The organism is Micromonospora sp. NPDC050417 (genome assembly GCF_044458865.1).
Classification (GTDB): Bacteria; Actinomycetota; Actinomycetes; order Mycobacteriales; family Micromonosporaceae; genus Micromonospora_G.
This window is the reverse complement of sequence record NZ_JBITIH010000026.1, coordinates 61390-85702: the sequence shown is the minus strand read 5'-3', so window position 1 is coordinate 85702 and position 24313 is coordinate 61390. Positions and strand designations below refer to the sequence as shown.

At 69.3% G+C, this 24313-nt stretch carries 18 protein-coding genes and 1 tRNA gene; 5 read left to right on the top strand and 14 right to left on the bottom strand.

Translation table 11 applies throughout. From position 1 onward, the window contains the following. Nucleotides 1-28: 28 nt before the first annotated feature. Entirely contained in the window at nucleotides 29-970 is a 942-nt protein-coding gene (locus tag ACIBF5_RS27880) for a hypothetical protein (protein ID WP_396815848.1), read from the top strand. Here ACIBF5_RS27880 and ACIBF5_RS27875 read toward each other — a convergent pair. Further along, entirely contained in the window at nucleotides 925-2124 is a 1200-nt protein-coding gene (locus ACIBF5_RS27875; RefSeq protein WP_396815847.1) for a glycosyltransferase, read from the bottom strand. The genes ACIBF5_RS27880 and ACIBF5_RS27875 overlap by 46 nt on opposite strands. A gap of 538 nt (nucleotides 2125-2662) precedes the next feature. Here ACIBF5_RS27875 and ACIBF5_RS27870 point away from each other — a divergent pair. Further along, nucleotides 2663-3259 (top strand): DUF5709 domain-containing protein, encoded by a 597-nt coding sequence (locus tag ACIBF5_RS27870; RefSeq protein WP_396815863.1) that lies wholly within the window; start codon nucleotides 2663-2665, stop codon nucleotides 3257-3259. A 7-nt stretch (nucleotides 3260-3266) separates the two neighbouring features. Here ACIBF5_RS27870 and ACIBF5_RS27865 read toward each other — a convergent pair whose 3' ends face one another. Both ACIBF5_RS27865 and macS read right to left on the bottom strand, forming a co-directional pair. Next, nucleotides 3267-3929: a response regulator gene (locus ACIBF5_RS27865; protein WP_396815846.1), complete on the bottom strand. Its 663-nt coding sequence runs from the start codon at nucleotides 3927-3929 to the stop codon at nucleotides 3267-3269. 76 nt (nucleotides 3930-4005) lie between these two features. Continuing rightward, nucleotides 4006-5154 (bottom strand): MacS family sensor histidine kinase, encoded by a 1149-nt coding sequence (gene macS, locus ACIBF5_RS27860; protein WP_396815845.1) that lies wholly within the window; start codon nucleotides 5152-5154, stop codon nucleotides 4006-4008. Between the two features lie 178 nt (nucleotides 5155-5332). Here macS and ACIBF5_RS27855 point away from each other — a divergent pair, with 178 nt between their 5' ends. Then, nucleotides 5333-5857, top strand: a complete 525-nt coding sequence (locus tag ACIBF5_RS27855; protein ID WP_396815844.1) for an ATP-binding protein — start codon at nucleotides 5333-5335, stop codon at nucleotides 5855-5857. Here the strand turns inward: ACIBF5_RS27855 and ACIBF5_RS27850 are convergent. After that, a complete protein-coding gene (locus ACIBF5_RS27850) occupies nucleotides 5850-6788 on the bottom strand; it encodes a ribose-phosphate diphosphokinase (RefSeq protein ID WP_396815843.1) in 939 nt (312 codons plus the stop codon). The genes ACIBF5_RS27855 and ACIBF5_RS27850 overlap by 8 nt on opposite strands. A 100-nt stretch (nucleotides 6789-6888) precedes the next feature. Between ACIBF5_RS27850 and glpK the strand changes: the two genes are divergently transcribed. Further along, entirely contained in the window at nucleotides 6889-8376 is a 1488-nt protein-coding gene (gene glpK, locus ACIBF5_RS27845) for a glycerol kinase GlpK (RefSeq protein WP_396815842.1), read from the top strand. 28 nt (nucleotides 8377-8404) lie between these two features. Here glpK and ACIBF5_RS27840 read toward each other — a convergent pair whose 3' ends face one another. Further along, complete coding sequence (locus ACIBF5_RS27840; RefSeq protein WP_396815841.1) at nucleotides 8405-9235, bottom strand: phosphoribosylaminoimidazolesuccinocarboxamide synthase; 831 nt, start codon at nucleotides 9233-9235, stop codon at nucleotides 8405-8407. Between the two features lie 163 nt (nucleotides 9236-9398). Further along, nucleotides 9399-11222 carry a right-handed parallel beta-helix repeat-containing protein gene (locus tag ACIBF5_RS27835; RefSeq protein ID WP_396815840.1) on the bottom strand — a complete coding sequence of 608 codons (1824 nt, stop codon included), beginning with the start codon at nucleotides 11220-11222 and terminating at the stop codon, nucleotides 9399-9401. A 267-nt stretch (nucleotides 11223-11489) separates the two neighbouring features. On the opposite strand from ACIBF5_RS27835, the gene ACIBF5_RS27830 reads away from it, so the two are divergent. Beyond that, on the top strand, nucleotides 11490-12776 hold the full coding sequence (locus ACIBF5_RS27830) for an ABC transporter substrate-binding protein (RefSeq protein WP_396815839.1): 1287 nt from the start codon (nucleotides 11490-11492) through the stop codon (nucleotides 12774-12776). 30 nt (nucleotides 12777-12806) lie between these two features. Here ACIBF5_RS27830 and ACIBF5_RS27825 read toward each other — a convergent pair whose 3' ends face one another. From ACIBF5_RS27825 to ACIBF5_RS27790, 8 genes are all read right to left on the bottom strand, one after another. Next, a complete protein-coding gene (locus ACIBF5_RS27825) occupies nucleotides 12807-13055 on the bottom strand; it encodes a hypothetical protein (protein ID WP_396815838.1) in 249 nt (82 codons plus the stop codon). A 69-nt stretch (nucleotides 13056-13124) separates the two neighbouring features. After that, nucleotides 13125-14150 (bottom strand): DUF695 domain-containing protein, encoded by a 1026-nt coding sequence (locus ACIBF5_RS27820; RefSeq protein ID WP_396815837.1) that lies wholly within the window; start codon nucleotides 14148-14150, stop codon nucleotides 13125-13127. A gap of 164 nt (nucleotides 14151-14314) precedes the next feature. Beyond that, nucleotides 14315-18487, bottom strand: a complete 4173-nt coding sequence (locus ACIBF5_RS27815; RefSeq protein ID WP_396815836.1) for a CHAT domain-containing protein — start codon at nucleotides 18485-18487, stop codon at nucleotides 14315-14317. Between the two features lie 383 nt (nucleotides 18488-18870). After that, nucleotides 18871-20697 (bottom strand): acyl-CoA dehydrogenase, encoded by a 1827-nt coding sequence (locus ACIBF5_RS27810; RefSeq protein ID WP_396815835.1) that lies wholly within the window; start codon nucleotides 20695-20697, stop codon nucleotides 18871-18873. Between the two features lie 35 nt (nucleotides 20698-20732). Next, nucleotides 20733-21944, bottom strand: coding sequence for a beta-ketoacyl-[acyl-carrier-protein] synthase family protein (locus ACIBF5_RS27805; protein ID WP_396815834.1), 1212 nt, complete (start codon nucleotides 21942-21944; stop codon nucleotides 20733-20735). After that, nucleotides 21937-22179: an acyl carrier protein gene (locus tag ACIBF5_RS27800; RefSeq protein ID WP_396815833.1), complete on the bottom strand. Its 243-nt coding sequence runs from the start codon at nucleotides 22177-22179 to the stop codon at nucleotides 21937-21939. The genes ACIBF5_RS27805 and ACIBF5_RS27800 overlap by 8 nt, the downstream gene beginning before the upstream one ends. Nucleotides 22180-22285: 106 nt before the next feature. Then, nucleotides 22286-22795 carry a gamma carbonic anhydrase family protein gene (locus ACIBF5_RS27795; protein ID WP_396815832.1) on the bottom strand — a complete coding sequence of 170 codons (510 nt, stop codon included), beginning with the start codon at nucleotides 22793-22795 and terminating at the stop codon, nucleotides 22286-22288. A gap of 1315 nt (nucleotides 22796-24110) precedes the next feature. After that, nucleotides 24111-24184: transfer RNA gene (locus ACIBF5_RS27790), tRNA-Met, on the bottom strand. Nucleotides 24185-24313 lie beyond the last annotated feature (129 nt).

Sequence of the window (24313 nt, the reverse complement as noted above, 5' to 3'; positions counted from 1 at the left end):
CCGGACCGGCAACCTCTATCCTCGCCGGATGGTCTCTGCGGGCTGGTACTTCCTTGCGGCGATGATCGCCGCGTACGGTGTGGCCAACCTGCTCCAGTCGGTGGCGGCGGCGCGGACCACACTGCACCACACCTTTGATGCCGGGCTGCTGCTGCGCCTGGCGTGCCAGCGCACCTACCTGCTCGGGTTGGGCTGCCAGATGCTCGGGTTCACGCTCGCCTTCCTGGCCCGCCGGGACCTGCCGCTGTATCTCGTCCAGGCCGCGGTCGCCGCCGGCCTGGGGGTCACCGCGCTCCTCGGCGTGCTACTGCTCCGTTGGCGGCTGCCGGTCACCGAGGTGGTCCTGCTGGTGCTCCTCCTGGGCGGGATCACCGCCCTGGTGCTGGCCGCCCGACCGGCCCAGTCCCGGCCGCTCGGGCCAGCCGCCGTGGTCACACTGGCCGCCGTGCTCGGTGTGGTCGGGGCACTGGGTTTCTTCGCGGTGCGCCTGCGCGGGGCGCCGGGGTCGGTGGCGCTGGGAGCCCTGGCCGGTCTGGCCTTCTCCTCGGCGGCGGTCGCCGCCCGGCCGCTGGCCTCGGCCGAGTCGTTCGGGGACTTCGTCCGCGACCCGCTGCTCTACCTGCTGGTCGCCCACTCGATCGTCGGCCAACTCCTGCTCGGCCTGGCGATGCAGCGGGGGTCGACCACCGCCGCGGTGGCGGCGATGGACGCCGCGGGCGCGTTGCCGGCCGCCGTGGTCGGGCTGCTGCTGCTCGACGACCGGGTCTGGCCGGGGCGTGAGTGGTTGGCCGTCGTCGGCTTCCTGGTCACCCTGCTCTCCGTCTGCGCCCTCACCCGCTACGCCGAACCCCAGCCCCAGCGGAAAGGAAGGGCCCCTTCTTATCGCTTTTTGTATAGGAAGGGCCCCCTGTTAACGCCGGTCGCCTACACCTCCACGTCGGGGCGGCGCAGGCGCACCACCCGTTCGTAGACCCGCTCCAACGCGCCCCCGGTCCGTTCCCAGGTGTAGCTGCACCGCACCCGGTCCACTGCCGCGTGCCCGTACGCGAACCGCCGGGCGTCGTCGCTGAGCAGCCGGCGCAGGGTCACGCCGAGCGCGCGTACGTCCCCGGGCGGGACCAGCCGTCCGGTCACCTCGTCCACCACCGTGTCGGCGATCCCACCGAGCGCGTAGCCGACCACCGGCACCCCGCACGCCATCGCCTCCAACGGAATCCGCCCGGCCGCCGCGTAGCGCGGGGTGCAGGCGACCACGTCCGCGGAGCGGTACCAGGCCGGCATCTGCTCGTGCGGTACGTCGCCGACCAGGCGTACCTGCTCGCCGACCCCGGTCTGTACGGCGAGTTCGCGCAACCGACGTGCCTCGCCGTACTGGTCCACCTGGTCGGCGGGGGGACCGCCGAGGATGACCAGTTCGGCGTCCCCGATCAACCGGAGCGCCAGGATCAGGTCCTCCTGTCCGTGTCCCGGCGCCAGCCCGCCGACGGAGAGGATCCGGGACCGTCGTTCGCGCGGCTCCGCGTCGCCGTCCGGGGTGAAGCGGTCGATGTCGACGCCGGCCGGGACCACCGTCACCGCGGCCCGGTCCAGCCCCATCCGGGTCAGCTCGTTCACCTCGTCGGTCGACTGGGCCACCGCGAGGTCGACCGCCCGGGTGAGGGCCCGCTCCAGCGGAATCCGCTCACCCGGTCCGGTGTACTCCCGACCGAGGTGGCGAAGTTGTTCGACACCGAGCGAGTGGAAGGTCTGCACGACCGGGATGCTGGTTTCCCGTACCGCGCTCGCCGCGGCCAAACCGCCGATCCAGAAGTGGCCGTGGACGACGTCGGGCGCCCATTCGCCGGACCAGTGTTCGATCAGCCAGCGCCCGAACTCGGGCACGTACGGCACCAGGCTGGCCGTCGCCGCCCGGGTGGACGGGCCGACCGGCACCCGCTCCAGCCGGTAGCCGTCGGTCTCGGTGGTCGACGGCAGTTCCGGGTCCTCCCGTCGCTCGTAGACCCGTACGTCGTGGCCCCTGCCACTGAGTTCGGCGGCCACCCGCGCCACATGCTGCTGGGTGCCGGTCGTCGTACTGGACGGACCGGCGGGACCAGCGTGTGCGCGGACCAGGCCGACGCGCATCGGGCTACCTCCATCAGGGCGGCGGGGCCAGCGGCAGGCTGGCCGGGCTGGTCTCCGGTGGCGGCACGACACCCCTGGTGGCCGGGCCAACGGGCTTCCGATCAGAGTCTCCCGTTAACCAGGCCCCGCGGAGCCGAAACCTCCCAACTCGGTTCGGGGGCGGGCCGCCTGCGGGACCGGCCGGTCGGACGTACCGGACGATCGGCCGGGTCGTACCCCGAAACGCGCAGCGTTCCCGGTGCGGACCGGTCCGCGCGGTCCGGCCGTGACCGGCACGAAGGGCGCGTTCCGGCCCGTGCCGGGCGTGGCGCACCAAGGGGTACGCCGAGCGCCACCTCGGGAGCGCGGTTCCCCGGCCCGTCCCGATCCACTGTGGAATGGGTAGGGCGGTGATCGCCTCGTCCACGGCTGCGGTCAGCGGATAAGGCGATCTGGGCACGAACCACCCGGCTCACGGTCAGGTCGGATGGAACGTCCAGCCGGACACCGGGCGGCAGCCGGCGGTTACGCGGGGACGTCAACGGGTAGTTCCGTCGGTATGCGCGATGACGACTACCCGGTACCCCTCGCCGATCCGGAGGCCGAGGGCCTGCCCGACACCGCCGACGACGACTCGACCGCCTGGGACGACGTCGCCACCGGCCGGGAGGCCGACGGTCGCGAACCGGCCGCGCTCCCGGCGGACAGGCCCCAGGCGGTGGACCGCTTCGGCAACACCGCCCAGGAACAGCTCGACGGCGAGTCGGTGGACTACAAGATCGCGCGCGAGCAGCCCGAGACCCCCGTCGACGATCCGCTCGCCGGGCCGGTCGATCCGGCTATCGCGGCTGAGGCGGACAGCGAGGAGGCCGCTGCCCAGGCCCAGTTCGACGCGGATGTGATCGACCCCGGCCCGACCTCCGATCCGGCCTCGGCGGTGTCGATCTACGACCACGGCAACCTGGGCGGCCCGACCGGTAAGACCGTGGGGCGGCTGGTGGAACAGGACCAGGGTGCCCGGGACGACGTGGAGACCGATGCGGTTGCCGCCGACGCGGGTTCCGCCGGTGGCGGCCCGACGGCCGAGGAACTCGCCGTCCACGAGACCGAACCACCCGGCGACCGGCAGCCCGGCCTGACCCAGCCCCCGCCCTGAGTACGGGTCAGTCGCCCAGGCCCTGCTCGATGGCGTAACGGGTGAGTTCGACCCGGTTGTGCAGTTGCAGCTTGCCCAGCGTGTTCTGTACGTGGTTCTGCACCGTACGGTGCGACAGGCCGAACCGCTCGGCGATCTGCTTGTACGACAGCCCCTTGGCGACGAGCCGGAGCACCTCTGTCTCCCGCTCGGTGAGCCGGGGGGTGCCGTCCTCCTCGGTCGGCTCGGGTGCGGCGGCGAGCCGGCGGTACTCGCCGAGGACCAGCCCGGCAAGCCCCGGAGTGAAGACGGCGTCGCCGGCGGCGGTCCGCCGGACGGCCTCCAGGAACTCGGCCGGGGCGGCCGACTTGATCAGATAACCGGTGGCGCCGGCCTTGACCGCGTCGAGCACACTTTGCTGTTCTCCGCTGGCGGAGAGCATCAGCACCCGGATGCCCGGCACCCGGCCGATCAGGCCGTCGATGACCTCGACGCCGGAGATGTCGGGCAACTGGAGGTCGAGTACGACCACGTCGGGCCGGGTCGCGGCGGCGATCCGGATCGCCTGGCGCCCCTCTCCGGTGGTTGCCACGACGACGTAACCCGCCTCGGTCAGGTCCCGGGCGACCCCCTCACGCCACATCGGATGGTCGTCCACCACCATCACCCGGATCGGGGTGCCCATGCTCATCCGCCCACCCTAGAACGAGCAGCAAGGCCGGCTCACCCACGCTGGGCCGGCAGCTCACCCAGGCTGGGCCGGCAGCTCAGCCGCGCTGCGCCGGCACCCGTAGCTCGACCTCGGTGCCCTGTCCCGGGGCGCTGACGATCCGTACGCTGCCGCCCACCTCGGCGACCCGGCCCCGGATCGACTGGGCCACCCCCAGCCGCCCCTGCTTCTCCGCCTCCGCCAGCCGACCCACCGGCATCCCCGGGCCGTCGTCCCGGATCGACACGGTCACCACGCCGGCTTCCTCCTCGACCAACACCCAGGCCCGCCCGCCACCGTGTCGTACGGCGTTGTCCAACGCCGCACCCACCGCCGCAACGACCTCACGGGCCACATGACCGGGCAGCCGCACCGGGGTGGCCGGCATGGCGATCGAGACCGCCGCCGAGGCGTGACCGCCGAGCAGCGTACGCAGGTCCGTCTCCGCCCCGTCGGGGTCGGCGGCACCACGGGTCGGCCCCCTGGTGGCGATCAGGGACCGCAGCGCCGCCTCCTGTTCACCGGCGAGCCGGGCCAGTTCACCGGCCTCCCCGTCCAGGTGCGCACCGCGCCGCTGGACCAGGGCGAGCACCTGGAGCACCGAGTCGTGGATTCCCCGGGCCAGCCGTTCCCGTTCCCGGGTCGCCGCCTCCAACTCCGTGGCACGTTGCAGCCGCTCCTGTGCGGTCGTGGCGAGCCGGGCGACGTGCCCGACCGCGATCCCGGCCAGCAGCATCAGAATCACCCCGTTCACGGTGGCCTGGATGACCTGGTCCCGCATCAACAGGTCGGTGCCGCCGAGGATGAGCGCCGCGACCGCACCGCGCCGACGGCCGCCGGTGACCGCCCAGGCGAGCACCGGGCCGCCCTGCCACGCGACCGCGAGCGTGGGCACGCCCGAGGCCAACGCGGCCTGCCCCGCCACCCCGACACTGGCCAGCAGCGTCGCCATGACCACCAGCAGGTCGGTGACGAGCAGCGGCCAGCGCCGACGGGCCGGCCGGGCGTACGTGTAGCTGGCGAAGACGGTCCACACGGTCATCGACACCAGCACCGGCACCGCCGCCACCGGGTGGGCGTACTCGTCCAGGTTCAGCCCGACGAGCACGACGACGTACGCCAGGGAGGCGAACCGGAAGACCACGATCGCCCGCCAGAGCGGTGTCTGGAACCCTCCGGACGGCTGCGCGATCGACCTCTCCGACACCGACCGACCATGCCACACGGGGCGGCCGGGGGCAGTCCCCCGCTCCGGCGACAGCCGATCCACGTCGAGCCGGGCCGAGTCCGGGCCGAGCCAGGGCCGAGTCGTACGAGGGCGGCCGGGTAACCCGGCGTAAGGTGGAAAAGCCATAAAGCATCTGACGATCGATGGCGAGCCGACCATGACCAGCAGCGCACCCCGCACGCCGCATCCCGTGCTGCCCGTCGAGCCCTCCCTGCCGGCCGGAGGAACCGCCCCGCTGCTCGCCGAGACCTTCCACCGGGAACAGGTCACCGCGCTGCGGCACTCGGTCGCCGCCCACGCCGAGGCGTCCGGACTGGCCGGCCAACGCCTCGACGACTTCGTACTCGTCGTGAACGAGCTGATCACCAATGCCGTCCTGCACGGCGGCGGTCAGGGACGCCTGCGGCTCTGGCCGGCGACCGGGGCGGTCTGCTGCGAGGTCTCCGACCACGGCACCGGCATCGGCGCCGACCGGTTGGCGGATCGCCGTCGCCCCGGACCGGAGAGCGCGGGCGGATGGGGACTCTGGCTGGCCCGCCGACTCAGCGACGAGATGGCGGTGGAGACGGGTCCCGCCGGCACCACCGTACGGATCACCGCCCGTCTCACCGGCGACCACCCGCCGCCCGACCGCCCTCGGCCGGCCGACCCCGGCGGCGAGGGCCCACCGCCGGTCAGCTGAAGAGCGCGCTGACCGACTCGCCGTTGTGTATCCGGCGCATCGCCTCGGCCAGCGCCGGCGCCACCGAGAGCACCTGCAGCTTCGGCACCCGCTTCGCCATCGGGATCGGCACCGTGTTGGTGCAGACGATCTCCAGTACGCCGTCCTGCTGGCTGAGCCGCTCCAAGGCGTCGCTGGAGAAGAGGCCATGGGTGCAGGCAAGGCGGATCGAGCGGACCTTCAGCTCCCGCAGGTGGTCCATCAGCTCGATCATCGTGCTGCCCTTGGCGATCTCGTCGTCCAACACGATCACGTCCCGGTCGACCACGTCGCCGATCACCGCGCTGATCTGCACCCGGTCGTCGCTGAACCGCTGCTTCGCCCCGGCGGCGACCGGCGTGCCGAGCATCCGGGCGAAGGCCGCCGCCTCCTTGGCGTTGCCCAGGTCGGGCGAGACCACCACGGTCTCGGTCAGGTCGTACCGCTTGAAGTGGTCGGCGAGTTCACGCAACGCGTGCAGGTGGTCGACCGGCACGCTGAAGAATCCGTGCACCTGCGGGGAGTGCAGGGTCAGGGCCAGCACCCGGTCGGCGCCGGCCGAGACCAGCAGGTCGGCGACGAGTCGGGCGCCGATGCTGATCCGCGGCGCGTCCTTCTTGTCCGAACGGGCGTAGGCGTAGTGCGGCAGCACGACGGTGATCCGGCCCGCCGAGGCACCCCGGGCCGCGTCGAGCATCAGCAGCAACTCGACCAGGTTCTCCTGGACCGGAGGAACCAGGGGCTGGATCAGGAAGACGTCACGCTCCCGACAGTTCGCCTGGAGCTGCACCTCCAGACAGTCGTTGGCGAACCGGGAGACCCGGACCGGGTGCAGGGGGACACCGAGATGGGCACAGATCTCGGCGGCCAGCTCAGGATGGGCACTTCCGCTGAAGACGGCGATGTCACGCACGCTCGCATCCTAGGTTTCCGCCACCGTCACCCGGTGTTCGCCGGGCCGCGACGACCGGCGGTGGCAGCACGGACGGGGCATTTACCGGTACGGTGCGGCGGTGACCGAGCAGTACGTCGCCGCCATCGATCAGGGCACCACCTCCTCCCGGTGCATGGTCTTCGACGCCACCGGCACCCCGGTCTCGGTGGCGCAGCGCGAACATCGACAGCACTTCCCGCAGCCCGGCTGGGTCGAACACGACGCCGAGGAGATCTGGGCGAACGTACGGTGGGCGATCCAGGAGGCACTGGACGGCGCCGGGATCGGCCCCGAGCGGCTGGCCGCGATCGGCATCACGAACCAGCGGGAGACGACCCTGGTCTGGGACCGACACACCGGCCGCCCGGTCGCCAACGCCGTCGTCTGGCAGGACACCCGCACCGGGCCGCTGCTCAGACAGCTCGACGAGACGTACGGCGAGGAGCGGATCAGGGCCCGTACCGGTTTGCCGCTGGCGACGTACTTCGCCGGGCCGAAGCTGATGTGGCTGCTGGCCGAGGTCGACGGGTTACGCGAGCGGGCGGTACGCGGGGACGTCCTCTTCGGCACGATGGAGAGCTGGCTGATCTGGAAACTGACCGGCGCGCACGTCACCGACGTGACCAACGCCAGTCGCACCCTGCTGATGGACCTGCGCACCCTGGCCTGGGATCCGGAACTGGTCGACCTGATGGGGATTCCCCCGGCGATGCTGCCGGAGATCCGCGCGAGCGCCGAGGTCTACGGTACGGCGACCGGGCCGCTCGCCGGAGTGCCGGTGGCGAGCGCCCTCGGCGACCAGCAGGCGGCGCTCTTCGGTCAGACCTGCTTCGCCCCGGGCGAGGCGAAGTGCACCTACGGCACCGGCAGTTTCCTGCTGCTGAACACCGGCACCGAGCCGGTGGTCTCCGGGCACGGACTGCTCACCACGGTCGGCTACCGGATCGGCGCCGAGCCGGCGACGTACGCGCTGGAGGGGGCGATCGCGGTGACCGGGTCACTCGTGCAGTGGCTCCGGGACAACCTGGGGTTGATCTCCACCGCGCCCGAGATCGAGGAGTTGGCGCGCAGCGTCGAGGACAACGGCGGCTGCTACGTCGTACCGGCCTTCTCCGGACTGTTCGCGCCGCACTGGCGTGCCGACGCGCGCGGGGTGATCGTCGGCCTCACCGGCTACATCACCCGGGGGCACCTGGCCCGCGCGGTGCTGGAGGCGTCCGCCTGGCAGACCCGGGAGGTGGTGGACGCGATGAACGCCGACTCGGCGGTGCCGCTGACCCGGCTGCGGGTCGACGGCGGCATGACCACCAACGAGCTGCTGATGGGGTTCCTCGCCGACGTACTGGACGTACCGGTGGTCCGGCCGGCGGTGACCGAGACGACCTGTCTCGGTGCCGCGTACGCGGCTGGCCTGGCCGTCGGCTTCTGGCCGGACCTGGAGACGCTTCGGGGCCACTGGCGGCAGGACGCGCTCTGGGAGCCGGCGATGGATCCGGATCACCGGGACCGGGAGCTGCGCAACTGGCGCAAGGCGGTCGCCCGCACCCTCAACTGGGTCGAGGACTGACCGGCGACCTGCGCCGCCGGACAGCCGCTCACCAGGTGCGGCCGGTGAGGCGTTCGTAGACGTCGACGTAGCGGGCGCGGGTCGCGTCGATGACCTCCGCCGGCACCTCGGGCGCGGGCTCCTGCTTGTCCCAGCCGGTGCTGACCGCCCAGTTGCGGACGTACTGCTTGTCGAAGGAGAACTGCCCCCGACCCGGTTGGTACGACTCCGCCGGCCAGAACCGCGACGAGTCGGAGGTGAGCAGCTCGTCGCCGAGGACCAGGGTGCCGTCGGGTGCCCAGCCGAATTCCAGCTTGGTGTCGGCCACCAGGATGCCGCGCTCGGCGGCGAGTTCGGCGCCCCGGCAGTAGACCTCGATGGTGATCTGCCGCAGCCGTTCCGCCGTCTCCGCGCCGACCTTGTCGACCACGTCCGCGAAGGTGATGAACTCGTCGTGCTCGCCGAGCGGCGCCTTCGTCGTCGGGGTGAAGATCGGCTCGGGCAGGATCGACGCCTCGACCAGGCCACGGGGCAGTTCGAGGCCGGAGACCGCGCCGGTGCGCTCGTACTCCTTGAGGCCCAGACCGGTCAGGTAGCCGCGGGCGATGCACTCGACCTGCACGATCTCCAGCCGCTGGACCCGGATGGCCCGGCCGGCGAACTCCGCCGGTACGTCGGTGGCGGAGATGATGTGGTTCGGGACGATGTCGGCGACCTGCTCGAACCACCACAGCGAAAGCGCGGTCAGCAGCTTGCCCTTGTCCGGAATCGGCGTCGGCAGGATCACGTCGTAGACCGACAACCGGTCCGAGGCGACCAGGATCAGATCGTCACCGTCAGCGTAGACGTCCCGGACCTTGCCGGAGTGCAGGAGTTCCACGCGGGCAAGTACATCACGACGGGACGTCCGGGCTGCCGGCCCGTCGCCCCGGTGTGACGAGCGTGGCGCACCAGGACGGCCGAGACTGCCCGGAACAGGACACGGAGCCGTCGACGGCGGAAGGCCGGGCCGCCCCGACGGGGCAGCCCGGCCTGGTCGCGGGTCAGATCCGGGCGCCGACCTCGATTCCGCCCAACGGGCGCAGGAAGGACGACGACGGGATCGTCCCGGTGGCCGTACGCGGGCCGGTGATCGCGCTCCGATCGGTGCTGACCAGGGAGGCGTCGGTCCAGCTACCGCCGAGATCCCAGGAGTTGCCGGCGCCGGTCGAGGCCCCCATCGACACCGCCTGCCCGTTGCTCACCGAGAGGTTGCCGGCCAGCGTGGACCGGGAGTCGGCGACGTCGAAGCCGGTCCCGCCGTTGTCCCAGGCGGTGTTCCGGTCGAGCCGCATCGCACCGGGGTTGGCGTTGTCGATGAACCCGCCCTGGACGTTGTCGAAGGCGATGCTGTTGCGGACCTCGTGACCGGCCGGCAGGTCCTCGTCACCGCCGCCGAGCTTGAACCCGTTGCCGTCGCCGGCGAAGTTCGGGAACCCCCAGCGGTTGACGCCGTTGCCCCAGGCCACCGAGTCCTCGATCAGGATCGGGGAGAGGAACTCCCACGCGTCGAAGCCGTCGTCGACGTTGTTCCACAGCCGGGCGCCCCGGACCACGTTGCCGGCGCCCGAGCCCTCCTTGATCGCCAGCCCGTCCGCGCTCTCCCCGTTCTTGCGCGGATCACGGTTGCCGTAACTGTCCAGGTTGAGCACCTGGTTGTTGCTGGCCTCACCCTGGATCTGCAGGCCGCTCTCGTAGTTGTCCCGGGTGACCAGCCGGTCGAAGACGTTGCCGTGGCAGGTACGGCAGTACACGCCGTATGGACCGTTGGCGATCTCCAGGCCGACCAGCCGCCAGTACGACGCCGCCATGTGGATCGCGCCGCGCTCCGCGTTGGGGATGCTGCCGTCGAGCGGGGCCGGGGTGTGCGGCATCTGTTCGCCGTCGATCAGGACGTGCTCGTTGGCGTACCGGGTGAGGGTGATCGGGGCGGCGGCCGTTCCGCTCCGGGTGATCCGGATGTTGCTGCTCGGCGCGTAGGTGCCGCCCCGGATCGCGATGGTGTCACCGGGCTGGGCCAGATCGACCGCCCGCTGGATGGTCCGCAGTGGACGGTCGAGGGTGCCGGCCGAGCTGTCGTCGCCCGTGGTGGCGACGACCAGGAGGTCGCTCGGCGGCGGCCCGGTGGTCGGCGGCACGGTCGGCGTGGGTGAGCCGGTCGGGCTGGGTGAGCCGGTCGCGGTCGGCGTCGGGTTCGGCGCCCCGGGCTGTACGTCCACGTCGTCGAAGGAGGCCGTGGCCCGGTACGTCTGCAACCCGATCCGCCCGTTGCCGGCCTGACTGGCGCCCTCGCCCACGGGCGTCCCGTCGACCCGGCCCCGTACGGTCGCACCGTCGGCGGTGACGGTGAGGGTGGCCCATGCACCCACCGGTACGGCGACCCGCACCGAGCCGAGCACGGTGACGCTGCCGCCCCGGACGGCGTGCAGTTCGGCCCGGTCGGCGAAGAGCGCCAGCCGGTCGAAGCTGGTCGCACCGGTGGAGCGGGCGGTGACAGCGACGAATCCGGTGGCCGTGCCGTAGCTCAGCGGCTTGACCCGGGCCTGGATCTGGTAGCCGGTCCAGTTTGTCGAGCCGGCGAAGACCCGGGACAGCTCGGCGGCGCTGTTGCCCTGGCGCAGTGCCCGGGTGCCGTCGGTGACCACCGTCCAGGTGCCACCCGACTTGGACCAGCCGTTCGTGTTGCCGTCCTCGAAGTCGTCACCGAAGAGCGCGGCGGCGGAGGCGGTCGCGGTGACCCCGACCAGCGCGGTCAGCACGGCGGCGAGCAGGGCGACGACGATGACCTGGGGCCGTCGGGTCAGAATCGGTCGCTGGGGCGCCATCATGGAGTGTCCTTCCGGTACGGCAACCACGGGCACGAATACGGAGCACGGACTCACAAAGGAAAGCGCTTTCCCTCCCGGGGACGTTACGGATGACTTTCACGTATGTCAATGCCATAACGCCACCGCCACTCGCCGGTCGAGCGATCTCGACCGGACGGCCGTTGACACCCACCGGGCATCCCTGTGTAAATGTTCCCGGTCCAACCCCTTTGACCGGCGCCGACAGGAGATGTTGTGCCCGCTGTTTCCCGCACCCCCGGGCGCCGGGTGTCCAGACTGTGGACCGCCGCGACTCTGGCCATGGTGACGCTGTTGACCAGCACCCTCACCGCCTGCGGCGGCACCAAGGACACCCCGACCGACGAGGCGGTCCGCCTCTCCGTCTTCTGGTGGGGCGGGGAGAAACGCGCCGAACTGACCGAGCGGGCACTACAGCTCTACTCGTCGCGGCACCCCGAGGTGACCTTCCAGGTCACCTGGCAGGGCAACACCGGCTACTACGAGCGCCTCTCCAGCCAGGCGGCCGGCGGCAACGCCCCGGACCTGTTCCAGATCGACGACAACTACCTCACCGAGTACGCCGAGCGGGACATCGTCCTCGACCTGAGCGACCACGTACGCACCGGCCGGATCGACCTCACCAACATGCCGCCCAGCCTCGCCCAGTACGGCCAGCTCAACGGCCGTACGATGGGCGTCGCCGCCGCCGAGAACACTCCCGGCCTGATCTACAACCGGAGCCTGCTGAAGCGGCTCGACCTGCCCGAGCCCTACGTCGGGATGCCGTACGACGAGTTCGTCGACTGGGCGGTCCAGGTGACCGAGAGCACCGACGGCAAGATCGCCGGCACCATGGATCCCTCCGCCGACTACAAGGCGCTGTGGCTGTGGCTGCGGGCGCAGGGCAAGGAGCTCTACCGGGGACGACAACTCGGCTTCACCGAGGCCGACCTCACCCGCTGGTTCGACCTGTGGCGCAACGCCCGCACCTCCGAGGCCACCCCACCGGCGTCGGTGGTCGCCCAGGCGAACAGCGGTGACGTGACCCGCCAACTCGTCGCCACCGGCAAGGCCGCCACCAGCTTCATGTGGTCCAACCAGCTCCCGGAGTTGCAGAAGCTGACCAAGGACGAACTGGGGGTGGTCAGCTACCCCGGCGCGCCCAAGGCCCAATGGGCACGCGCCTCGATGTACTGGGCCGCCTTCCGGGGAACCCGCCACCCCGAAATCGTCGCCGACGTGATCAACTTCCTGGTCAACGACGTGGAGGCCGGACAGATCCTCGGCACCGAACGCGGACTGAGCGCCAACCTGAGCGTCCGCGCGTACGTGGCGGACTCACTCACCGACGAGAGCATGAAACGCTCAGCGTCCTTCGAGACATCGATGGTCGACCGCTTCGGGGCCGCCCCGACGCCACCTCCCCGGGGTCACGCCAAGGTCCGGGCCCTCCTGATCAGCACGGCGGAGAGCGCCCAGGCCGGCAAGGCCACCTCCAAGCAGGCGGCGACCGAGTTCATCAGTCAGGCGAACGCGGCGCTGGCCGGCGGCTGAGCCGACGCCGACCAGCGCGTACCCGCTCGGTCACCGACGACCGGAGCGGCGACGAAGCAGCAGCACCAGCAGCACCACGATCGCCGCCACCACCACCGCGCAGCAGACCAGCCCGAAGATTCCGGCTCCGGCGCCGCCACGACGTCGCGACCGGGCCGCCTCCAGCACGATCTGACCGGTGCCGGAAGAGGCCCAGGCCGACACCGGTACGAGTACGGCCACGGTCGCCGCGCCGAGGACGGCACCCAACCTTGCCCACCACTTTCCAAGAGAAGCCATGCCTACATCCTCGGTCTTGCGCGCAACCCGTACGCACCGCTCGGTCGAATCGGACGCCAACACCCGCCGCTACGGGCGCAGGTCCCGCACCGCACGCCAGGCCGGGTCATAGCGGGAGCGCACCCGTACCCGCCCCTGCTCCCACCCACGGACCGCCTCCCGTACCGGCTCGACCACCCCGGCACCCGCCTCGGCGTACAGGTGAAAGGTCCGGCGCCCGGCGGAGGTCTCGTGCGCGACCAGCGTGGCACCCCCGGCCCCCGCCGTGATCCGCTCCTCCAGCCGGTCCAGAGCCAGCCCCGCCGACCCGGTCGGCAGCCCGGTCCCCGGCTCCGCCTGGTACGGCACCACCACCGCCACGTGGGTGTCGAGCTGCGGCCAGCGGACCGGTTTGAGCGGCTGCCGGATCGCGGCGAGCTGTGGTTGCCCCCCGGTGCGGACACGTTCGAGCGACAGCCAGTTGGTGTCCCGCAGGCGCCGGGCCAACTGGGCCACCACCGCGACCAGTGTCTCGCCCGGCTCGGCCCGGGACGGCAGCGTCGCGCTCGTCTCGACCACACCCACCCAGAGTTCGACCGCGACCTCCCCGAGCAGCCAGTCCAGGGCCAGGAACGCCACCCGGAGCCGATCGGGTTCACCGAGCTGGACGAAGTCCGGGTGGTGGACGACCACGTCCACCTCGTACCGGTCAGCGTCGATCCGGCAGGCGAACCGCAGCTCGGGCAGCTTGACCTCGTGACCGGAGACGGTCAGCGCGGCAGACAGTGAGCCCGGGTCGGGCTGCCGGGTCGAGTGGTACTCCCAGGCTTCGTCGGCGGCCGGCGCCGCCCGCCGCCAGCGCTCGGCGACCGCCCGCAGCCGGGGCGTTCCAACGGCCGAGACCACCAACGCGTACCTCGCTCGGGAGCCCTGGGCGAACTCCCACTCCAATTCCTTGTCGATCGCCCTCACCCGGCGGCTGACCTCGGCGACGAGGTCGTCGGACCAGGCGCTGTCGGCAATGGCCACCTCGACTCGGGGGCGGGCCCCGGACCACCACCGCCAGAATTCCGCGATCGCCCGATCGGTATTCCTGTGCTGGTTCGGAAACAGCATGGCAACGGAGCGTATTACCGATCACCACAATTTTGATCGGCCGATCAGCCGGACTCGCCGATATCCATCGATCGCCCCGCCGGTGACCCGGCGGCCGCAACTGGTCTTGATCAGCGCGGCCGCAGACCACCACCGGCCCGTACGGAACCGTTACGGACCCGCGTTCAGCCGAGCTTCGTCCGGTAGAGCGCCAGCCCGTTGCGGGACTCCTCGGTCGGCGTCTCGGCATGCAGCTTCTCGACGATCGCCAGCGCCCGCTGCCACTGTCTGCGGGCCCGCGCAGGATCGCCGCCCGCCTGTGCCAACTCGGCAAGACGGTCGTGCACACCAGCCTGCGCCAGGCGCGCCGCCAGGTCTGCGGGGTCGAGTGCGACCCGCCGTCGCCACGTCGCCAGCGCCTGGTCGAAGAGCGTACGGGCGAGTGCCGGCTCCCCGGCGTCGCGCACCCAGTCAGCCAGGCGCTCGCACGCTCGCGCCAGGTCACGGTGGAACGTGCCGTTGTCCGGGAAACGGTGCACGAGAGTCTGCGCGACCTCCAGCGAACGTTCGAGATTTCCGCGTACCTCCTGCGGTTCTCCGTTCGAGACGAAGTAGTCGGCCATCCGGCGGAACGCCGTGCCAAGGTCTCGTTTCCCGTCGACGCTGTCGGGGTCGGCGTCGGCGAGTCGCTCGGCCAACTCGACCGCGCCCACGAAATGCTGTCGGGCGCAGGCAGGATCACCGAGGCCGAGATCCATGTCGCCGAGTTGCCAGTAGGAAACGATCAGCTCGCGCTGGTACGCGATGCTGCCCGGGTTCGCCTCGGCCAACCGGTTCACGATCGAGGCCGCCTCCATGATGAGTTCCCGGGCCTGGTCGGCCTCGGCACCGGCAGCTCCGACCAGGTCGGCCAGGGCACTCACCGCGTCGAGCAGGTTCGCCAGCAGGCCCTCGTTCTCCGGGTCGGCCTCCACCAGCGGACGCCAGATGGTCAGAGCCTGCTCGACCAGTTGCCGGGCCTGCGCCGGGTCCTCGGCGGCACGGCACACGGCGGCAAGCGTGACGAGGCCGACGCCCAGGTCGTCGTGGAGTGACGGGTTGTCGGGGTCGGCCTCGGCCAGTCGCTGGCGAATCCGCAGCGACTGGTCCGCCGCCTCACGGGCCGGCCCGATCTCGGCACAGTCGAGTGCCAGTTGGGCGATCTTCTGGTAGCTCAGGCCCAGGTTGCGCTGGTACTGGACGTCTTCCGGGTCAACCTCGCACAAATGCATGTCTATGTGGAGCGCCTGCTCGTAGTGGCTGTGCGCCTCGGCCATGCGGCCCAGGTGGCGCAGCAGTCGACCCTGGCTGTCCAACGCGGAACTGAGTTCGACCAGCGCCTCCGGAGCCTGCGGCTCGACCTCGACCAGGCCGGCGGTCAGGGCGACCACCTCCTCCCCCTTGGCCGCCGCCGCGGCGGTGCTGCCGGTGGCCTCCAACGCGTCCCGTTCGCGGCGGACCAGTTCGAGGTACGCGACGTGGTCGGTCGGGAAACCCGGGGTCACCTCGCCGAGGAAGGCGGCGACGGTCAACTCCCCGTCCAGACTCGGCAGCAGCTTCTCGGCGAACGTGGCCAACTCGTCGAACCGGTCGGCAGCCCGGAGGTGGTAGACGGCCTCGGTGAGGTCCTCGAAGCCGGCCCGGTTGGCCTCCACGATCCGGTGGCACATCAGGGCGGCCCGCCGGTGCCGGTCGAGGCGCTGCTCCCCCTGCAGGTCCGCCAGGGCCTCCCTGACCCAGGACTCCACCAACACCCCGTCGTCCCTGGAGGTGACCAACGTGAAACCGAGCAGCCGCTCGATGTGCGCGGCCATCGCGGCAAGGTCCTCGTCGGAGGGTTCTCGCTCGTGGACGGCGAACGCGAGGTCGTCACCGGTCAGCGGTACGCGCGACACCGCGGCCTGGAGCAGCGCCTCACGTTCCGCCGAGGTGAGCAGGTCGAGCAGTTCACCGAGGAGCATGTCTCGGGCGCCGAGGGCGATCGCCTGGCGGGTCGCCTCGGCCGCGTCGGGGGCCTTCGCCGCCGACCGGGCGAGTTCGAGCCGCTCCTGTTCGGCGAGCCGACGCAACCGCTCGGTCACCTCCGGCAGCCGTGCCGTACCGGCCTTGCCGCGCAGCAGGGCGTCGACGAACTCAAGCAGCCGGGGATGCCCACCGACCGCCTGCACCACCGTGTCGCGGTCGGTGGAGGAGAGTTCCCGCAGTGCCGGCAGGCGCAACAGCAGCCGGCCCAGTTCGGCGTCGCTCAACCTCGACACCTCGACCCGGAGCAACGGCAACAGGCGCGGTATCGGATGCCGGCTGGTCACCAGGATCTTGCCGCGCTCCGCCGCCTGGCACAGTTCCCCGAAGACCTCCGCGAATCCCGGGTCGAGGAAGTCGTCGCCGCCGACAGTGAGGTTCTGTTCGAAGTCGTCGAAGACGATCAGCAGGCGCTGGTTCCGCAGCGCCTCGGTGATCGCCGTCAGCGCGAGCGACTGGTCCTCGTGGTCACCGACACCCGCCCCGGCCCCGGTGGCGGCGATCTCCTCGATGAGCTGGGGCGGGTTCCACGAACCGCCGTGCACGACGATCGACCACGGGTCCTCGATGTCGTCCCGCAACCGGTCGATCGCCCGACCGACCAGGGCGGTCTTGCCGATCCCACCGACCCCCGTCAGCACCACCCCGTTGACCAGGGCGGACTGCCCGCTCGGCGCGACCTCGTCACGAAGGGTTCGCAGCACGACCCGCAGCTCTCCGCGCCGGCCGACCAACTCGCCGAGGGCCAGTTCGCGTACGCCGGCACCGGTGGGAAGCTCGGTCGGGTTGGACAGCGGCTCGGGCCGCGCCACGGCGTCCCAGAGCGGGCCGTCCCCGGTGGCGAAGAGGGTCGGCACCGCGTACTCCGGACGACTGGACGATTCGGCGCGTACCGCCTCCTCGTACATCTCCGACCTTGCCCCGGCCAGGGCCGTCGCGACGGAGGTGTTCTCCTCGGCCAGGGTCCGGTAGACGCTCGTGATCAAGCTGGTCGCGTAGCGATCGGTCACCGTGGTCTGCATCGCGATCACCCGGGGGGCGCCGTGCCGCAGCAGGGTGGCCGCGAGGCCCGCGTCGGCGTCGGCCGCGCCGCCACAGCTGGAGAGCACGATCAGTGGCACCGGACGGCCGCCGCGCCGCAGCGCGCGTACGAGATCCTCGGCCTTGACCTCGACCGCGTTACCGTCCCGGTCCTCCAGCTCCACCCCGTACGGCGACCCGTGCGCCGACAGGTGCAGCACGTGGTAAGCGTCGCGCCGCAGCGCGTCGGCGATCTCCTGCGGGCCGGCCACCTCCAGGATGGTCACCTCGGCCCGGCCGAGCCCACCGACCACGCTGACGATGGCCTGCATCTCGGCCTCGATGTCCAGCGCCGGGCTCTCGGTGTGTTCGGGCGCGCCGACCGCGACCAGGATCTTCAACGGTCCCGGGGTCGGCGGGTGCGTCCGATCCGGCAGGCCGGCCATGGTCCGGGTGAAACGCACGCCCTCGACCGTGGCCAGCACCCGCTGGTCGGTGAGGCGAAGAATCTCGAACGGCAGTTCGTGGGCCGGGCCGTCGGCGGTGACCACAACGTCGATTACCGTGCCCTCGGTGGCCTCCGCGACGAGTGTGGTGAGCTGATCGAGGGAGTCGGCGTCGAACAGCGCCGCCGACAGCCGCTGTCCCAGACGGGCCAGCCGCGCGTCGGCGTCCGGCAGATCCAGCAGCGACCAGACCTCGTCCCGACCGAACGGCAGCGGTTCGTCCCGTTCGCAGAGAACTGTTCCAGCGAGCGTGGCGGTGCTGCGGAGCCGGCTGCGCGCCACGCTGACCTCCAGGCGCAGCTCGTGCCGGGGGGTGGAGTCCACCGTCCCGCACCGCCGGTGGAGTTCCGCGACCAGGGCGGCGACTCCGCGCCTGCTCAGCGTACGGAGCCGGTGCCGGGTGCCGGTGTGGCCGGAGAGGGTGGACGGCAGGTCGCGTACGGTGCCGCCGGGCAACACCACCGGCACAACCTCGGCAGTGGCCTTCTCGGCGCCGTCGAGCATGCTCCCGATCGCACGGACGGCGCGCCACAGGTCCGGGTCGACGTCGACCGGCTCGGCAGCCCCCGCGACCTCGCGGTAGAGCGGCGAGCCGACGAGTACGACCAGCTCGGTGCCGTCCAGCTCCATCCCGGCCAATTCGGCCGGTGCGGGCAACTCGACGTCCAGCCCCCCGGCTCGCAGGAGGATCCAGAGGTCCCGCACGGCGTCGACGTGCACCGCGTCGTCGGGTGCGTACGCAATCAGAATGCGACCGGCTCCGCTTGTCATGCGCAACATGATGGCAGGACTGTCGATCTTGGATGCATGGACAGCAGCAGTACAGGAACGGGAAGTACGGGATGGCCTGCAGGGGCGGGCGAGGACATCCGCCCCCGTAGGGAAGAGATGGAGCCGCGCTGACCGCGGCCGGCCACCGCCGCTGACATCCCGGTCGACGAGGTTAGGGGCCGCTGTCACTGCTGGTGGTCCACGTCGAGCCGCCGCACCATCGGCTGCGCCGCCTTGCGCCGGCCCCGCCCAGCATCAGCCCCCGCAGATACCGAAGACCGCCCGCCCGCCGATCCGATCGCAGCAACCGTGCGAGAGGCGAGGGCGGATCGCCGATCCGCCCCTGCCTTTCGAGCCGCGGCCAAATGTGTTGCGGCGAGAGGTTAACCGGCGATTTCGACAGCCTCCCAGAGCCGACGTACCTCCTTACTGCGTTCCTCCCAGGCAGCAATACGATCCGGAGCGGTGATGGGAGCGTCCAAGATGCTTTCGTCGATGGCGAACGCGTCGACGAGGAGCGGAAGGTGCTCGGTCAGTTCTTGGCAGGTTTCCGCGTACTCGCTCTCGATACGGTCGAAGGCTTCCGGCGACAGGTGGCCGTTGGCGAGATAGAAGCCGCCGTGCGACCGGACGTGGCCGAGCACGAAAAGCTTCGCGGTCAGCCGCAGTGCGATGCGCGGATTCCCGACCGGCGCTGCCGCAATTGCCTTCAGAAACGATTCGAGCGCGCGCCGCTCGGCATAGGACTCGGTCAACCGCATAGCATCCGGGATGCATCGGTTCCACCTGTCGAAGACCGTTCCCTCGCCTAGTGGGCCGCGCAGGTTCTTCGCCACCCGATCGTAGAGATGGCTTTCCCGAGCTTGGAAGAGGTGCAGCCAGTCCAGCGGGTCGTCGTACGCCTCGACCAGCTTGGTTTCCACGGCCGGCGGCGCATACCCCGAGCCCAGCGCAAGATGACGGCCGGCAGTGAGCCGGAGCACCTGGATGTCGCCTTCCGCGGTCAGCGATCCCTGGCACAGGCCGAGATAGTCCGCGATGCGGTTGACCGAAAACATCGCATGTGCGCCGCAGCGTTCACGGCACTCCTGTATCACTCGTTGGGATGCGGTGACCAGGTAGGATTTTGCCACGATTCCGGCGAGCTGAATGTCCGGATCACCGAGATTCGAAGCGCGCACCAGGTCTGCCTTCATGTCGTTCACGAAGAACGTGCAGGCGTAGGTGGTCGCGAGCGCACCGAAGAGAGAATGCTGAACGTTTTGGAATTCAAGCATTGGTCTGCGATGACCGTGGAAGGCACGGATCCCGCGGGTCTGGACGTAGCGCGCCAAGATCAGGGTTGCGGCTCGGGCGCTCGCCACAGCAGCCGCAGACAGCGCCACACGCCCGAAGGTGAACTGCGATGCGGTGAGCCGGAACGCGCTGTGCGGCCCCATCCCTGGCGCGAAGGCGAAACGGCCCTCTCGGTCAATCTCCGCAATACCTGCGGATAGCCAGCCCGAAAATGGCACCCGCACGTTGTTGAACGAGGTAACCGCGTTGTCCATAGGGAAGAACGGCTTGTCCGGCATCGGCATGATGTCAACGCCCGGAGCCGGGTTCCCGTCCGCATCGCGTAATTGCGCGACGAAGGGGAAGATCCCGTGAGCGACACCGTCGATGACCAGGCGGGCCACCACGACAGTGACCCTGGGCACCGCCGCCCCTACGTTCGGCATGAACTTCCGCGCCCCAGGATTGGGGGTGTTCAGCAAGAAGCTACGGGTGGAATGATCGTAAGTAGCCGTGGTCTCGAGGAAAGCGACATTCGATCCGCACCCGTACTCGTTGATCAGCATCACACCGACGCTGTCGGCCGTGTCTAATTGATCAAGATACGGCCGGAGGTCATCGCGATCGCCACCGAGGGTAAGCAATGAGCTGACGGTCAGATTGTAATGACCAGAGATCAAAGGCAGAAGGTCTGGTACATGCGTACATGCCCATTCATAGAAGGCGAGCAGCAGCCTGGGGTTGCGCGCGACCTCGGTGGCCTTGCCGATCCTGGTCGCAGCGTGACGCAACATCGCGTACGAATTCATCGCCCTCGCGGGCATCGAGAGCCCATCAACGGGCCGAAAGTTCTCGTCCGCGAATATCTGTTGAACCTGGTTATGATACCCCTCATACTGGTGGTCATAAACAAGATCAGTCAGCGCATTGACCATTCTGAACTCTCCTCGTCTGCCATGGGGCAGGGATCTTACTTGGACATCACCAGGACAGCGTTATGTCCCCCAAAGCCGAAGGCATTACTCACGGCTAGTTCGACCGAAGCAGGAGTTGCCTTGGTGGCGACGTTGATATCTACTCCAGGATCATGAAGTAGCAGATTTGCGGTAGGCGGGATGACCTGGTGGTACAGGGTCATGGCCGTGTATGCGGCCTCGATGGCTCCCGCCGCCCCAAGCGTATGACCGATGACACCCTTGGCGGACGTGGTGATCGCGTGCGGAAACAGGCCCTCAATGCACTTCGCTTCTATCGCGTCGTTAAGTTTCGTGGCGCTGCCGTGTGCGTTTACATGCTGCACATCGGCCGTGGATATGCCGGCGTCGAGGCACGCCTCGCGCGCCGCCGAACGCGCCCCCCGGCCTTCCGGGTGTGGGGACGTGATGTGGTGCGCATCAGCGGAGTTCCCGTAGCCCGCCACCTGGGCCCAGGTCCGGGCGCCGCGCGCAGCCGCGTCGGCAGGCCGTTCGAGAACGAGCATCCCGGCCCCTTCGCCCATGACAAAGCCGTCCCGATCGGCAGCGAACGGTCGGGATGCGGTAGCAGGATCGTGATTGCGTGTGGAGAGAGTGCCCATACGAGCGAATCCGGATACGAAAAGTGGGGTTATCGCGGCTTCCGCACCGCCCGCGATGACGATGTCACAACGACCAGAGTTCAGCAGGTCACGCGCGACGCCGATTGCGCTGGCACCGGACGCGCAGGCGGTCGAAACGACCATGTTCTGGCCCTGGGCGTTGCAGTGGATGCCCACCAAGCCAGCGGTCATGTTCACCAGATGCATCGGCAGGAACATGGGCGAGACAGCCTGTGGCCCTCGACGAAACAACCGGTCGTTTTGTTCAGCGGCGGTTCGGGCGCCACCGACGCAACTGCCGATTACGACGCCGACCCGGGCGGCTTCCCAGGTCGCGGGATCAAGACCGGCGTCCGATATCGCCTCTCGGGCCGCAACCAGCGCGAATTGCGTCACGGGGTCGAGGTGCCAGGCAACCTTACCGCCCAGCAGGTCAACGGCGTCGAAATCGGGCACCCGGCACGCGAAGGTGACCGGTAGATCCTTCATATCGTCATGGCTCGTCGCTGTGGAGATGCCGGAACAGAGCCGCTCCCAGTTAGCAGCCGCGCCGATCCCCGCCGGTGTGACGAGGCCAATTCCAGTGACCGCGACCGGATCAGCCATTCGCGCTCTCCAGTTGCGCGGTGAGCATTTCCGCGATCTCGCGCAGGGTGCGGTCCGCTATCGCCGATTCGTCGACCGAGGTCCCGATGACTCCCTCAAGCACGTCGGCCATCTCCACGGAGGCGAGTGAGTCCAGGTCCAGGTCTCTGACGGTCGAATCTGGCGTGATCACCTCAACATCGACGAAAAACCGCTCGCTCAACACCTTTACAATCTGTTCGTATACATCACTCATGACCCACTCCTCCGCTTCGAGCATTACCTGAAAATTAGCGGCCGGGACACATTGCCCGACTGCGGGCATTACCTTGCCCGCAAACGTGCGGGCAGGCTGATCTGGATTAGAGTGCTACCGCATTGCGGTAACTGCGTGTCCGCTCCATGTAGGCGGTCGCGGTGGCTTCAATGAGGCCGAGTTCCTCCCGGGTCAACTTCCGCCTCACTCGTGCGGGTACCCCGGTGACAAGAGATTCCGACGGCACTTTCAGACCTTGTGGAACGAGGGCATGTGCCGCCACCAGCGAACGGGCTCCGATGTCCGCGCCATTGAGCACGGTGGCCCCCATGCCAACCAGAGCACCATCACCGATCACACAGCCGTGTATCACCGCACCGTGCCCTACCGAGACCCCAGTCCCGACATAGACCGGGTACTCTGGATCCGCGTGCACCGTGCAGTTGTCCTGGATATTGCTTTCCGGGCCGATCACGATCGGAGAACTTTCGCTGCGCAGTACGGCGTGATACCACACGCTCGCGTTGGCGCCGACATTCACATTACCTACGACAACTGCGGTAGGAGCAACGAAAGCATCTGGGTCGATGACTGGGATCCAGGCTTCCAACCTCATTATCAGGGCTCCGTCACGCATGCTCTACAGCCCCCACCGTGCAGATAGACGTCTGATCACCGAGCGGTGAGATTCCTTGCATCTGACAACAACTATGAAAATTTCGCAATCAGAGAGTCTCGTATTCAAATCGATGCGGTTTCCAAACGATCAGGCGCCATCGCTCACGGGCCCCGAGCAAAGAAATTGAGGGGCGCTGGCACGACGTTCCAAACAGGAACATGCCGCCACAGTACCTTCGAGAAGGCACAATGAAGAAAATGCCCGCAACGAGCCCGTGTCCCGCTTGTCGCTTATCGCTTGTTGGCACACAGTATCGGAGTCGTCGCGCTGATCCAAGAGCACTTCGGCAAGAGCGGCAGCCCTGAGCCCACCACAATGCTCACTGACTGTGAGATCAACATTCGAAATCATCTAATTTCCCTGGCTGGCCGCTCACCCAGGGGTCGCATTCAGTAATTCAACACACAGCCCCTTGTGAACCGTCTCACGACATTGAGCAAATGCCAGTCAGATGCATTAAGCGTCTGGTCAGCGGTCGTTGGATGTCTGCGGATCGTGTCGGGTCCATGCCATCGTCCCGACCGCCGGCGCCTTGGGACGAGCTTCTCCCGATGGCGCGGAGGGTTGATTAGCAGCCAGAACCCGCTTACGGGTGAGGTTCACTGGTATAGGCGCATCGATGTTCTTTGCGTACCGGGCGGCTTCGCGCTCGTCCGGTGGCAGCCAGCCCAGGTTCGTCTGGGTGCGTTCGCGGTTCTACCACCTCTGCGTGAGCGCAGACCGCGTCCTCGCCTCGCCACGGGTCGGCCAGCGACCGGTAGGCCGGTTCGATCTCCAGAGTGGAGCAGGGCCCGTTTGGCGCGACCGTCGCCAACAATCCCATCATGGGCAAGATCCCGTTGTCCGACCCGTGCTCCAGCACGCACAGGACGAGGCCGGTTACATCGTCTGAGGTCTTCCGCCCGACGATCCGGGTCGAGACGTGGCACGGACCGCGGCCGGCCACAGCACGCCGTCACCGCAGGCGTTCCGGGTCGCGTCCGCCATCCACAGCGTGTTCGGGGCCTCGGCAGTGAAGGCCCGGTTGACCAGGTACGGCACGGGTCGGCCTTCGGGTTCTACTTCGTGGACCCACCGCGCCAACCCCGGCGCAGGAACGGCCCCTTACCGCAACCCGGGACCGGGAGTGGATCGGCCTCCCGCCAGCTCGTCTCGCCTCGTTCTTTTTCATGTTCCCGGACCGTTCCCGGAACAAAGAGCAAGAGCCCGCCCCCAGAAAATCGGGGACGGGCTCTGACTGGTGTTTCTCTCGTAGCGGGGACAGGATTTGAACCTGCGACCTCTGGGTTATGAGCCCAGCGAGCTACCGAGCTGCTCCACCCCGCGTCGGCCTGTTAACACTAGCGCACTGGCACACGTGCCCGCAAAACGAGCCCCCACAAACTGTTGCCCACCACGCTGACCAGGGGATTCGTTCGACAAATGGCGAGAAGCAAGAAGCTTGGCGGGCCGGAA

Excerpts from the sequence above, each read along its gene's own strand:
- ACIBF5_RS27880 (WP_396815848.1), top strand. The coding sequence starts at position 29 with ATGGTCTCTGCGGGCTGGTACTTCCTTGCGGCGATGATCGCCGCGTAC.
- ACIBF5_RS27875 (WP_396815847.1), bottom strand. The coding sequence starts at position 2,124 with ATGCGCGTCGGCCTGGTCCGCGCACACGCTGGTCCCGCCGGTCCGTCC.
- ACIBF5_RS27870 (WP_396815863.1), top strand. The coding sequence starts at position 2,663 with ATGCGCGATGACGACTACCCGGTACCCCTCGCCGATCCGGAGGCCGAG.
- ACIBF5_RS27865 (WP_396815846.1), bottom strand. The coding sequence starts at position 3,929 with ATGAGCATGGGCACCCCGATCCGGGTGATGGTGGTGGACGACCATCCG.
- ACIBF5_RS27855 (WP_396815844.1), top strand. The coding sequence starts at position 5,333 with ATGACCAGCAGCGCACCCCGCACGCCGCATCCCGTGCTGCCCGTCGAG.
- ACIBF5_RS27835 (WP_396815840.1), bottom strand. The coding sequence starts at position 11,222 with ATGATGGCGCCCCAGCGACCGATTCTGACCCGACGGCCCCAGGTCATC.
- ACIBF5_RS27825 (WP_396815838.1), bottom strand. The coding sequence starts at position 13,055 with ATGGCTTCTCTTGGAAAGTGGTGGGCAAGGTTGGGTGCCGTCCTCGGC.
- ACIBF5_RS27820 (WP_396815837.1), bottom strand. The coding sequence starts at position 14,150 with ATGCTGTTTCCGAACCAGCACAGGAATACCGATCGGGCGATCGCGGAA.
- ACIBF5_RS27815 (WP_396815836.1), bottom strand. The coding sequence starts at position 18,487 with ATGACAAGCGGAGCCGGTCGCATTCTGATTGCGTACGCACCCGACGAC.
- ACIBF5_RS27810 (WP_396815835.1), bottom strand. The coding sequence starts at position 20,697 with ATGGTCAATGCGCTGACTGATCTTGTTTATGACCACCAGTATGAGGGG.
- ACIBF5_RS27805 (WP_396815834.1), bottom strand. The coding sequence starts at position 21,944 with ATGGCTGATCCGGTCGCGGTCACTGGAATTGGCCTCGTCACACCGGCG.
- ACIBF5_RS27800 (WP_396815833.1), bottom strand. The coding sequence starts at position 22,179 with ATGAGTGATGTATACGAACAGATTGTAAAGGTGTTGAGCGAGCGGTTT.
- ACIBF5_RS27795 (WP_396815832.1), bottom strand. The coding sequence starts at position 22,795 with ATGAGGTTGGAAGCCTGGATCCCAGTCATCGACCCAGATGCTTTCGTT.